We start from the raw sequence: 12,547 nt of genomic DNA, 5'->3' as shown, positions 1-12,547 counted from the left end.
ATGAAAATAGCATGAACGCCCTACGCCGGGCAGGTCGCGCTCTCTCACACGCCGGCATTGGCTACGCGCGCACGAACGAAAAGGGAGGCCTGAGGCCTCCCATTGCATCACCATACAGACCGCAAGTTTCTAGAAGTCGAGGCTCGCCCCTACCCAATAACGACGTCCATCGTTCACATAGCCATATTCGTCGTAGCCGATGTCTTCGTCGAACATGTTATAGACACCGAACATGAGCTTGGCCTGGTCGGTCACCTGCCACGAACCGCCACTATCCACGAAGGTGTAGGAAGGGGCACGAATGCTACTGGAGGACGGCCCCTCGACGGGCTGGCTCTCTTTGCCACGATAGGTCAAGCGCGTCCAGGCGTTGAGTCGCGCCGTCGGCGTCCAGTCCAGCGTGCCGCTGAACTGATGTTTGGGCAATTGGGTCAACGGATTGCCTTCGTATTCGCCGCTTTTTTGCTCGGAGTCGGTATAGGTATAGCTCGTCGACAAGGTCAACGTCTCGGTCAGCGGCGACGAGAGTGCGAGCTCCACGCCTTGCGTCACGGCTTCGTCGACATTGATGCGGGTATTGGTCCGCAGAGTGCCGTCATCGTCGGTATCGTACTGCGTTACCGGCGGGCATGCGGTGGCCGAGCCACAACGTACCCGCGTGATCTTGTCCTCGAAGTCGTTGTGGAACAGCGTCACGCTGGCATTCAATCCGCGCGGGGCGCTATACAGCAAGGCGAGTTCCTTGTTGAGCGATGTCTCGGGCTCCAGATCTGGATTGCCATAGGTGGTTCCGCCACGGCTAATGGCCCCCCAGTCAGCCGTCACCTCACGCAGCCCAGGGGCGCGATACCCGGTTGAAACACCGCCCTTTAGCGTCCAGCGCGGTGCCGCCTGCCACACACCATACAGGCGCGGGCTGACATGGCTACCGTAGTTTTCGTTGTCATCCAGACGCACCCCGCCGGTCAACGAGAAGTCTTGCGTCAATAGCCATTCATCCTCGGCGAACAGCGCCCACTGATCATTACTGACCTGGGTCCGGTCGGAGATCTGGTTGGTGTTCTGATCATCCAGCTCTTCTTTCTCATAGTTAGCGCCCAGCGTCACGATATGACTCGATAAAGGGAGAACCCACTTGGTGTTCGCCACCGTATTGGTAATTTCAATATCTCGCGACTTATTGTCGGTGGACTCGCGCTGTACGTAACTGTCGGAGGTAGCAAATCCCCAGCGCCCGGTATGGGTCAATGCGTAATGTTCCCGATCATGCTCCGAATAGCTATCGGTGCAACCGCCGCGGCACCCTTCCGCCGGGGCCGATTTGCCGACATGGGACGCACGATCCTGCGTCTCCTTGCCTACCTCCAAGCCAAAGTCATGATTCTCGCTCGGCGTCAGCGCAAATTTAGCAGTCAGACTCTGTAGGTCCTTATCCTCGTACCCCTGCTCGATATCGTCTTCTTCACGCTTCTGGTACTGGCCATACACCTGCAGGCCCAGCAGGTCGTCGGCCAAGGGGCCCGACACATATAACTGCTCCTGATTCGAGTTCCCCGAGTCGCTGTCTTCCTGAAGCGTGGCTTCGGCGCGCACGTTGCCGTGCCAATCATCGGCCACCTTACGCGTGATGACGTTAATGACCCCGCCGATCGCGTCCGAACCGTACAAGGTCGACATGGGCCCGCGAATTACCTCGATACGCTCGATGGCCTGCAGTGGCGGCAACCAGTCCTGCTCGAACCCAGCACTCCCATTGGGACGAGACTCGCGTGAAGACTGGCGGCGGCCATCCACGAGTACCAGCGTGTATTGAGCCGGCATGCCACGCATGCTGATATCGGCGCCGTTATCGCCGGCACCCCCACCGGTCACGATGACACCCGGTACATCCCGCAGAGCGTCGGTGATATCGCGGTAGGCCTTTTTCTCGAGTTGCTCGCGTGAAACAACACTGATCGACGCCGGCGCCTGTGTGACCTGCTGCGCATAGCCGGCAGCGGTGACAACGACATCATCCAGCTGGACGTCGTCATCGACAGCATACGCCATGGGTGCATTACAGGCGGCAACGGCTAGTGCCAACGTCGATAGACGTGGAAGATAGGACATGGTGCGTTGTTCTCCCTGATGAATCCCGCCCCGGTTGTTTTCGGGACCCTTGCATGATGCTTTAAAATTTAATGCGAATTTTTATCATTTAGATTCTTTCACAAGGAACAACAACAGGCCACGGGACGGCGCGTTTCACAATCCGCAACGCAACGAGACACCATTACAGGCGTTAATGATTTTCAAAAAGACGGGGAACTATGCAAGAATGCGCGCTCATCCCTACCACGCCCATTGACGGTGACGAGTGGCATGCACGATCTCGATGAGTTGGCCGCGTTCGCCTCGGTCATGGAGTCCGGCAGTCTGACCGCCAGCGCACGGCAGCTCGGGGTTGCCAAGTCGACGCTCAGCCGTCGTATCAGTCAGTTGGAAGAGCGCCTGGGCCAACCCCTGTTACGTCGCCAGGCCAATCGCTTGCTGCCTACCGAGGCCGGTACGCTTTTTTTAGCTTACAGCCACCAGATACTGCGGCTCGCCGAGCAGAGCCAGCGCGCCCTGGAGGACTTGCGCGCGGAAGTCAGCGGCGAACTCACCGTGCAGGTGCACAATGCCTTCGCCCGAGGGTGGTTTGCGCAACAGATGGAGGACTTCGTCTCCCACCATCCCGGCGTGCGTCTTAATTTGCATACGTGCCACACGCCGCCCACCGCTCCCCAAGACGACGCTCTATGTGTATGGTTGGGCGCAGTCGACGAGTGCGGTTTGCGTCAAGAAACACTCGGCTGCATGCGTCGTGGCCTTTATGCTCATCCCGACTACCTGCGTCGCCATGGTGCGCCCCGGCACCCGCGCGATCTAGCCGAACATGCTTGGGTCGACTTACTCGGCACCAGCGAGCACGGCGTGACGTTGCATCACGCCCGAGAGGGCGAGTGGGACCTGACCCTGCCGCCCTCGCGACTGCGCGTCGATCAATATATGCTACATATCGACGCCATCGCACGGGGCGGCGGCCTCGGCATTCTTCCCCATTGGATGGCCGAAAAACGCCTGCAGCACCATCCCGGCAGCCTGGCGCCTTGTCTTGCAGAATGGGCGCCCTCGTCGCTTCCCATCACCCTGCTCTATCCATTCGGGCGTTTACCTCGCAAGAGCGTCACGCTTCTCGAACAGATCCGCCAGACCGTGCCGGAAAGCTGGCGCCTGCATTCGCGTATCCCGCCCGAACGCGCTTTCACGCTAAACTGATAGCCTCAAACCAGCATGCTGAACTCTTTTATAAAAGACGAGTTCATATAAAAGACTAGTTCATGCGAAGGTCGGTTCATGCGAAATGCTGATGCGCAGGTGTCGCGCATTTAGATAGCGTGCTAACATATTCGCTTGCCTGGGCAAACGGGAGAGGGAATGGGTCTCAAGGAAATCGCTGTCGGTGGCATTTATCTCAGTCCGCTGCTTATCTATGCCCTGTTAGGGTTCATTGGCGCACTCATCGTGCGTACCTTGTTGCACCGAATCGGCGGACAACATATCCCCTGGTTCGAAGCGTGGTTCGATGCCGCCTTGTTCGTCATCATTACCGCCGCCGTCGCCTTTGCCTTCTCGACCACTGCTGGAATCGTTTAAATGCGCACACCGCTACGCATGCTGATCACTCTCGTTGTCGTGGCACTGGCCGTCGCTGCCGGCGTCTGGCTTTGGCATTATTACCTTTATACGCCGTGGACCCGCGATGGCCGCGTTCGCGCCGACGTCGTCACGATCGCCCCCGATGTTTCCGGCTGGGTGAGCGAACTCTCGGTGGAAGATACGCAACGCGTGTCCCGGGGCGAGACGCTCTTCAAGATCAACCAGGCCCGCTATCGTGCTGCCCTCGAACAGGCCAAGGCCACCGTGAAACTGAACCAGGCACAACTGGAGCTCAAGAAACATGAGGAAAGCCGCCGCAACCGCCTGAGCAACCAGGCGATCAGCAACGAGGATCGGGAAATCGCACGGATCAATACCCAAGTCGCCCAAGCCAACCTCGACGCGGCCAAGGCGCAGCTGGAAAGCGCACAGATCGACCTGAAACGCACCGTAGTGACGGCACCCGCCGACGGACATATCCTTAACCTCCGGCTCAGCGAGGGCAACTACGTCAATGCCGGCAATGCCGTGATGGCGCTGGTCAAGGCGAACTCCTACTACGTGACTGGGTATTTCGAAGAGACCAAGATGTCGCGTATCGAAGAAGGCGACACTGCCAGGATCACGCTGATGAACGGCGATACCGAATTGCGTGGCCATGTCACGGGAGTCAGTCGCGGGATCGCCAATAGCAATACCTCACCCAACGATCAGCTCTTGCCCCAGGTCGAGCCGACCTTCAATTGGGTCAGGCTAGCGCAGCGAATTCCGGTGCGCATCGCGCTCGATGAGGTCCCCGACGAGACGCTGCTCAGTGCCGGCATGACCGCGACCATCCATATCGTTGACGAGACGGATACCGACTGAGCCGCCCATGTCGCCCTGGCTGGAAACCTACCTCACCCCTTCTAAAGCGTCACTGCAGTTCGCCGCCAAGACCACACTGGCGATGCTGCTGGCGCTGTATATCGCGCTATGGTGCGATCTCGACCGTCCCTATTGGGCACTGATCTCGGCGGCTTTCCTGCAGATCCGCCCAATGAGCGGCATGGTCGTCGAGAAGGGCATCTGCCAGATAGGCGGCACACTCATCGGTGCGCTGGTCGGCATCGTCATCATGGCCTTCTTCGCCCAGGAGCGTGTCCCCGCGCTGATTGCGCTGACGCTGTGGATCATGTTTTGCACCTACGGTAGCTCGCTGTTGCGCAACAACTTCTCCTATGGCTGCATCATGGGTGCCGTCACCGCAATGCTGATCGTGGTGATTTCTGCCAACCAACCGCCGAGCGGCATCTTCGACATCGCCGTGGCGCGGCTATCCGAACTCGGCCTCGGTGCGCTGTGCGCCACCCTGGTCAGTGCCTTGCTGTGGCCCACGCGCGTCAAGGATCACTTGGCCAATCAGGCCGACGAGGTCATCAACCAAGCCTTCACACATGCCAGTCAGCGGCTCGATGCCAGCGATGACCCCGAGGCCATGCAGCAGTCGCTGACCGCCAGCCTCGAGCCATTGACCATGCTCGAGACCGATAGCCAAGCAGCGCGCTACGAAGGGCCCGATGGCAACGGGCGTATGCGTGCCACCCACGTTCTCACCCGGCGCACGTTGCGTTTCTTCGCCACACTGGGCGCGCTTTATCAGTTGTTGCACGATCATCGCGAGCGTATCAGCACGCCCCTGCACCAGTTGGCCAGCGAGATCGCCGATGGCTTTCGCAACGCCGAGCACGTGAAAGGCGTCCCGGCGGCCCGTCAACAGCTTCTGGAGCTCCGCAAGCGGGCGCACGCCTACGCCGATACTCAGCTCGATCCCTTGCAGCGCCGTGTCATTCTGGCGCTGCGCGAGGTGCTCGGTCATGCCATGATCATGCTCGACGCGCGCGAGGCCATCGCCCACCCGGGGCGTAAACAACTACGCGGCGGCTCGCTTTCCTGGCACCGTGATCATCTGGTGGCGCTGCTCAACGCCGGCCGCGCAGGGCTGGTCTTCTCATGCCTGGCGGTGTTCTGGCTGCAGACCCACTGGAGCAACGGCCAGGTGGCCATGCTGCTCGGCACCCTGTTCTCGGCCTTCTTCGCCACGCGCGACAACCCCGTGACGATCTGCATGATGTTCTTCAAGGGCATGCTGGCAGCGTTGCCCAGTGCCTTCCTGTTCGGGCATGTCCTGCTGTCGCAGGCCAACGGCTTTCCCATGCTCGCCATGCTGTTCGTCACGCCCCTGTTCCTGGGGCTGCTCGGCGCCTCCAACCCTCGGTTGATGGGTTACTGCCTGGCCTTCACCATCTTCAATATCCTGCTGACCATGCCCGGCAACGGGATGGACTTCTCTTTTGACAGCTTCGCCAATCGCGCCATCGCCGTCATTGTCGGGCTCAGTGCCGTGGTCATGGGCTTTCGTTTAATTCCCGGCCTGGGCGCCCCGATTCGGCGCCGACGCCTGATCACTGCCATCAGCCACGACCTGCGCCACATCAGCGACTTGCCCTTGCACGAAACCGAGAGCCGCTTTAGCGGGCGTATGGCCGACCGCCTGCTGCAACTCGCGCGGCATGACGATATGCTGCCCGAGGATCATCGTCACTTATTCATGATCGGCCTCAACGGCCTCGACCTAGGGCGCTCGTGTTTGCGCCTGCGCCATCGCCTGGACGATGCCGCACCGCCCGTGCGCGACGCCATGCGACATCTCCTGGACACGCTGGCCGACGGCTTCGAGGACAGTGCCCATGGCCGCTCGCCCCAGGGAATAAGCGAGGCCGGCCAAGCCCTGGACGACGCCATCGCACGCCATGGCGGCATCGAGGAAGACGCGCGCAAGCTCCTCGAAGGTTTGATCGAGCGACTAGTCTTGGTGCTGGAACGACAGGCCGAGGTCATGGCCGAACGTCAGACACCGGCCACTGCCACGGCCAAGACCGCCTGATGGCCGGCACCCTGCGAGAGGAACATATGCAGATTCGACCTTTTCAGCCTGTCGATGAAGAGAGCGTCATTGTGCTCTGGGAACGCTGCGAGCTAACGCGTCCATGGAACGACCCACGCCGCGACATCGCGCGCAAGCTGGCGGAAGACCCCAGTCTGTTTCTGGTTGGAGTAGAGGCGGGCACGGTGATCGCCAGTGCCATGGCGGGCTACGACGGGCATCGCGGCTGGGTGCATTACCTCGCGATCCACCCCGACCATCAGGGGCAAGGGCTCGGCACGTCTCTGCTCGCCGCCGTGGAACGCGCCTTGCAAGCCCGGGGCTGCCCAAAGCTGATGCTGATGGTCCGCAACGAACACCCCGAGCTCGTCGAGTATTACCGCCGCCAAGGGTACGACGATGGTGACTTCGTGACCCTTGGCAAGCGCTTGATCGCAGACGACTGACTCAGTCGCGGTCGACGGCGAAGGCCGACCATGCCTGGCGCGTCGGCATGACTTCGAGGCGGTTGATGTTGACGTGCGCCGGCAACGATACCGTATAGCAGATCAGCTCGGCGATATCCTCGGCCTCGAGTGGCGTGGTGTCACCGTAAAGCTTGTCGGAGGCCGCCTGATCGCCGCCAGTGCGCACCAGCGTGAACTCGGTTTCGGCCATGCCCGGCGCGATATCGGTGACCCGCACGCCGGTGCCTTGCAGATCGCAACGCAGGTTATAGGTGAACTGCTGCACGAAGGCCTTGCTCGCGCCGTAAACGTGACTCCCCGGATACGGCCACTGCCCCGCGACCGAGCCCAGGTTGACGATACTTGCGCCGGCTCCGGTCTCGATCAGCGTAGGCAGCAGCGCATGCGTCACGTTGACCAACCCGGTGATGTTGGTATCGATCATCGTATGCCAGTCGTCCAGATCCGCCTTCTGCGCCGGCTCCGGTGCCAGGGCCAAGCCGGCGTTGTTGATCAGCGCCTTGACCGCGCGAAAGCCTTCCGGCAAGGCCGCCACGACGTCCTTGATCGCCTCGGCATCGCGCACGTCGAGCACCGCGGTATGCACGGGCACCTTGTCGCTTAGCTCCTTCTCGAGATCCTCGAGACGCTCCGCGCGCCGACCGGTGAGAATCAACGACCAGCCAGCCTCGGCGAAACGCCGTGCCGCGGCACGCCCGAAGCCCGAGGTCGCGCCAGTAATCAATACGATATCGCTCATGCTTTGCTCCTTATCCACGTACGCCCTGCCACTCATGGTACGTTCACAGCGCCATCAACCAGGATAGCCGCCCTCGATATCGACGATGCGCGTGGCATTGCGACCTACGCCACCATGCTGATCCAGCATGCGCTCGATCCAGGCATAGACCGGATCGGCATTGGAGACAAGATCCGCCGCCGAGACACACCGTGCCCACATGAAATGACCGAAGACCATGTAGTCGGCACCGCCGGGCGCTTCGCCGTCGAGGAAATCGGCCTCTTCGAGACGCCCACGCAGCGGCTCAAGGGCCGCATCGAGTGCCGATAGCCCCTTGCTGGGTGCATGCATTTCCTCGAGGCTGCGTCCCAGCGCCTTCTCACGCGTTTCTCGAAAATAGGCCTGATCGTCGGGATGCACGACATTGAACAAGTCCATGACGATGGTGCGCAGGATGCCCGGCGCCAGGGCCCGCTCGCTGTAGAACTTGAAGAAGCGCGCCCGTGACTCCGCCGTGTCGTCGCCCAACAGCGGCTTTTGGGGATATACGCGATCCAGATAGCGGAAGATCTCGTAGCTATCGGTGACCGAGGTCTCACCGTCGACGAGTACCGGCACCTTGCCTTGTCCTGAAAACGCGATCGCTTCCTTCTGCGTAAAACGCCATGGAATGAAATCGCATTCCAGGCCCTTGTGTGCCAGCGCATAACGCACGCGCCAGCAATAGGGAGAAAACCGCAGCCGCTCGTCGCGACCGCTCAACTCGTACATCTGCAACGCCATATCATCGCTCCTTCTCGAGATGCATCGCGTGGGAAGCGCCCACGCCCAGGAAGTCGACGCTACCACACGCCATGCAATCGCGCCTATGCGCTACGCACCCTGGCCACGATGTCCTTGAAAAGACTCGTCTATTAGTCGAACTCACACCGCGCAAAACGACTCGCCACTGCTCTGAATGCCTCCAACGAAGGTCACAAGAGGACACATAGATATTTGATTTTGAAATATATTTTAAGCCTCTCAGCTTACCGTCATTATTGGTAATACCAATTATCCACTAATTGGCCCCATCGCGTTTCACGTTTATCTTTTGCTCGATGACGGGCGACATCCGTCTGACTCCGTTTTGCGCTGTACAACAACACAATCAGGGGCATTTTCATGAATCAAACGCTGCTCTCGCTACTCGCCTTCCTGCCATTGGTGCTGGCCGGCGTATTGCTGATTGGCTTTCGGGTTCAGGCCAAGATCGCCATGCCTGTGGTGTTTCTGGTCACAGCCTTGATCGCCTTACTGGCCTGGGACATGACCTTCACACGCGTGCTGGCCTCCACGTTCCAAGGGTTGATCCTCACCGTGGCCCTTTTGTGGATCATCTTCGGCGCCATCATGCTGCTCAATACCTTGAAGCATTCCGGCGGGATCACCGCCATCCGCAACGGCTTCTCCAGCATTAGCCCCGACCGTCGCGTCCAGGCGCTGATCGTGGCGTGGCTATTCGGCTGCTTCATCGAAGGGGCATCCGGCTTCGGCACGCCCGCCGCCGTCGCCGCGCCGTTGATGGTCGCGCTGGGCTTCCCTGCATTGGGGGCTGTCACCGTGGGCATGATGATCCAATCCACGCCAGTCTCCTTCGGTGCCGTCGGCACGCCCATCGTGGTCGGTGTCACCGGCGGCCTCAATCGCAACGTGATTACCGAGCAACTGACCGCCAACGGCTCGAGCTGGGAAAGCTTCTTTCGACTGATCGCATCGGAAGTCGCCATCACCCACGCCATCGTGGGGGTCCTGATGCCGTTGATCATGGTCATCGTGATGGTGCGCTTCTTCGGTGCTAACCGCTCCTGGAAAGAGGGCCTGTCGATCACGCCGTTCGCGCTATTCACTGGTGTCGCCTTCGTGGTCCCGTACGCGCTGGTGGGCGTCGTTCTGGGCCCCGAGTTCCCGTCAATGATCGGCGCCCTGGTCGGGCTGGCCATCGTCGTGCCGGCCGCCAAGAAAGGCTTCCTGCTGCCCAAGGACACCTGGGATTTCCCCGACAGCACGACCTGGCCGGACGAATGGCTGGGAAACCTGGAGATCAAGATGGACCAAGTCGCCGGCAAGGCACCGATGTCGATCTTCATGGGCTGGGTGCCCTACGTGCTGCTGGCCGTCCTGCTGGTCATCTCGCGCACCGTGCCGTCGGTCACTTCGGCACTGCAATCGATCAGCGTGAGCTGGAACAACATCCTCGGCGAGAGCGGTGTGTCGGGCAGCCTTCAACCGCTGTACCTTCCCGGCGGCATCATTCTCATCGTCGTGCTGCTCACCGTACTGCTGCACCGCATGCGCGCCAGCGAACTGGGGGCGGCCTTCAGCGAGTCGACCAAGACACTGCTGGGCGCCGGGTTCGTGTTGATCTTCACCGTGCCCATGGTGCGCATCCTGATCAACTCCGGCGTCAACCAGGCGGACCTGGTCTCGATGCCGGTGGCCATGGCGCAACTGGTGGCCGATGGCGTGGGACACGTCTATCCGTTCTTCTCCCCCGCCGTCGGGGCGCTGGGTGCCTTCATCGCCGGCTCCAACACGGTGTCCAACCTGATGCTCTCGGACTTCCAGTTCAACGTCGCCGAGGCGCTGGGCGTGTCCACCGCGATGATGGTGGCCCTACAGGCCGTGGGCGCCGCCGCCGGCAACATGATCGCCATCCACAACGTGGTCGCCGCCTCCGCCACCGTGGGGCTGCTGGGCCGCGAGGGCACCACGCTGCGCAAGACGATCCTCCCCACCCTGTACTACCTGATCTTCACGGGACTCATCGGGTTGATCGCCTTCTACGTGATCGGCGTGAGCGACCCGCTCATGGGCTAGCGCCCGACCACCACGCGCTTTCACATCATCGCCCACACTATCGCCCCGCCCCGGCCATGCCGGGCGGGGTTTTTCTTCGGGGGTATTATTGGTAAGACCAATTCTCCAATCATTAGGCTTTCGGATAATAGGCACGGCCGTGCGCCATAAGAGAATATGGAAACACTTTCCATAAGCGGCGAGGTCCAGGCACTGGCTGAAAAGTCGACGAGCGAAGGTCAGACAAGGCAAAAATCAGCGAAAAAGCGGAGTTTACGGGGTGTAAATGAGCATTTTGAGCTGAGGTTTAACGCAGTATGGCCGAGCGCAGGCAGTTTTCAGACAATGCCTAGTCTGGCGCCATGCGCCGAACATCCTCGCCCACGCGTGGCGGCATCGCCCAAGGAGACCGCATGAACATCCTCTTTGACGAACGCCTGGACGGCACGCTGCCGGCGGTCGACAAGGATGCCCTTGTCACGCATCTGACCGCGCACCTCCCCGACATGACGCTACTGCATCGCGAGGAGGACCTGCGTCCCTTCGAATGCGACGGCCTCTCGGCATACCGCGTGCTGCCCATGCTCGTGGCACTGCCCGATACCCTGGAACAGGTGGAAGCCCTGCTCGGCATCTGCCACGCCCAGGGCGTTCCGGTGGTCACGCGCGGCGCGGGCACCGGCCTCTCCGGTGGCGCCCTGCCCCTCGAAAAGGGAGTGCTGCTGGTGATGTCCCGCTTCAGCCGCATTCTCGACATCGACCCCGAGGCCCGCACCGCACGCGTGCAACCCGGTGTGCGCAACCTGGCGATTTCCGAGGCGGCTGCGCCCCATGGGCTGTATTACGCACCCGACCCTTCTTCGCAGATCGCCTGCTCGATCGGCGGCAACGTTGCCGAGAACGCCGGGGGCGTGCACTGCCTCAAGTACGGGCTGACCGTGCACAACGTGCTCGCGGTGAACATCCTGACCATCGAAGGGGAGCACATCACGCTCGGCAGCGAAGCCCTGGATACGCCGGGCTTCGACCTGCTGGCGCTGTTCACCGGCTCCGAAGGCATGCTCGGCGTGATCACCGAAATCACCGTCAAACTGCTGCCCAAGCCGGAAAGCGCCAAGGTACTGATGGCCAGCTTCGACGACGTCGAGAAGGCCGGCAAGGCGGTGGGCGACATCATCGCCGCCGGCATCATTCCCGGCGGCCTGGAAATGATGGACCGACTGGCCATTCAAGCCGCCGAGAACTTCGTCAAGGCCGGCTACCCGGTGGAGGCCGAGGCCATCCTGCTGTGCGAGCTGGATGGCGTGGAAGCCGACGTTCATGATGACTGCGAAACGGTTCGCCGAGTGCTCGAGGCCGCCGGCGCGACCGACATTCGGCTCGCCCGCGACGACGCCGAGCGCGCCACCTTCTGGGCCGGGCGCAAGAACGCCTTCCCCGCGGTGGGACGCATGTCGCCCGACTATTATTGCATGGACGGCACCATTCCCCGGCGCGAGCTACCGTGTGTGCTCAAGGGCATCGCCGACCTCTCGGCAACCCACGGCCTGCGCGTGGCCAATGTCTTCCATGCCGGCGACGGCAACATGCACCCCCTGATCCTGTTCGATGCCAATGCGCCGGGAGAACTGGCACTGGCCGAGGAAGTGGGCGGCAAGATCCTCGAACTCTGCGTCGAGGTCGGCGGCAGCATTACCGGCGAGCATGGCGTGGGGCGCGAAAAGATCAACCAGATGTGCGCCCAGTTCTCCCCCGACGAGATCACGGTCTTTCATGCCGTCAAAGCCGCCTTCGACCCACTCGGGCTGCTCAATCCCGGCAAGAACATTCCGACGCTGGCGCGCTGCGCCGAATTCGGTGCCATGCACGTGCATCACGGCAACCTGCCCCACCCCGAGTTGCCGCGTTTCTAAC

The 12,547-nt window shown here is 61.3% G+C and carries 10 protein-coding genes; 7 read left to right on the top strand and 3 right to left on the bottom strand.

The genetic code is table 11. From position 1 onward, the window contains the following. Positions 1-129 precede the first annotated feature (129 nt). Positions 130-2,109, bottom strand: coding sequence for a ligand-gated channel protein (locus LUN51_RS02120; RefSeq protein WP_277809928.1), 1,980 nt, complete (start codon positions 2,107-2,109; stop codon positions 130-132). A 252-nt stretch (positions 2,110-2,361) separates the two neighbouring features. Here LUN51_RS02120 and LUN51_RS02115 point away from each other — a divergent pair, with 252 nt between their 5' ends. From LUN51_RS02115 to LUN51_RS02095, 5 genes are all read left to right on the top strand, one after another. Beyond that, a complete protein-coding gene (locus LUN51_RS02115) occupies positions 2,362-3,300 on the top strand; it encodes a LysR family transcriptional regulator (RefSeq protein ID WP_277809927.1) in 939 nt (312 codons plus the stop codon). Between the two features lie 159 nt (positions 3,301-3,459). After that, positions 3,460-3,678, top strand: a complete 219-nt coding sequence (locus tag LUN51_RS02110) for a DUF1656 domain-containing protein (protein WP_277809926.1) — start codon at positions 3,460-3,462, stop codon at positions 3,676-3,678. Beyond that, positions 3,679-4,548 carry an efflux RND transporter periplasmic adaptor subunit gene (locus LUN51_RS02105; protein ID WP_277809925.1) on the top strand — a complete coding sequence of 290 codons (870 nt, stop codon included), beginning with the start codon at positions 3,679-3,681 and terminating at the stop codon, positions 4,546-4,548. A gap of 7 nt (positions 4,549-4,555) precedes the next feature. Next, positions 4,556-6,607 carry an FUSC family protein gene (locus tag LUN51_RS02100; protein ID WP_277809924.1) on the top strand — a complete coding sequence of 684 codons (2,052 nt, stop codon included), beginning with the start codon at positions 4,556-4,558 and terminating at the stop codon, positions 6,605-6,607. Between the two features lie 26 nt (positions 6,608-6,633). Continuing rightward, entirely contained in the window at positions 6,634-7,053 is a 420-nt protein-coding gene (locus LUN51_RS02095; RefSeq protein WP_246940442.1) for a GNAT family acetyltransferase, read from the top strand. Position 7,054: 1 nt separating this feature from the next. Here LUN51_RS02095 and LUN51_RS02090 read toward each other — a convergent pair whose 3' ends face one another. Both LUN51_RS02090 and LUN51_RS02085 read right to left on the bottom strand, forming a co-directional pair. Then, positions 7,055-7,813: an SDR family NAD(P)-dependent oxidoreductase gene (locus LUN51_RS02090; RefSeq protein WP_277809923.1), complete on the bottom strand. Its 759-nt coding sequence runs from the start codon at positions 7,811-7,813 to the stop codon at positions 7,055-7,057. A 54-nt stretch (positions 7,814-7,867) separates the two neighbouring features. Then, positions 7,868-8,578, bottom strand: a complete 711-nt coding sequence (locus LUN51_RS02085; RefSeq protein WP_246940437.1) for a glutathione S-transferase N-terminal domain-containing protein — start codon at positions 8,576-8,578, stop codon at positions 7,868-7,870. Between the two features lie 381 nt (positions 8,579-8,959). On the opposite strand from LUN51_RS02085, the gene LUN51_RS02080 reads away from it, so the two are divergent. Together LUN51_RS02080 and glcD are read left to right on the top strand one after the other, a co-directional pair. Then, entirely contained in the window at positions 8,960-10,654 is a 1,695-nt protein-coding gene (locus LUN51_RS02080) for an L-lactate permease (RefSeq protein ID WP_277809922.1), read from the top strand. A gap of 392 nt (positions 10,655-11,046) precedes the next feature. Continuing rightward, the gene (glcD, locus tag LUN51_RS02075; protein WP_277809921.1) at positions 11,047-12,546 is read left to right on the top strand and encodes a glycolate oxidase subunit GlcD; all 1,500 of its coding nucleotides are present in this window, start codon (positions 11,047-11,049) and stop codon (positions 12,544-12,546) included. Position 12,547: the final 1 nt, after the last annotated feature.

Origin of the sequence: Chromohalobacter canadensis, from assembly GCF_029544075.1 — a bacterium.
In the GTDB taxonomy this organism is placed as follows: Bacteria; Pseudomonadota; Gammaproteobacteria; order Pseudomonadales; family Halomonadaceae; genus Chromohalobacter; species Chromohalobacter canadensis_A.
The sequence above is the reverse complement of the archived record's forward strand: the minus strand, read 5'-3'. Positions and strand labels throughout refer to the sequence as shown.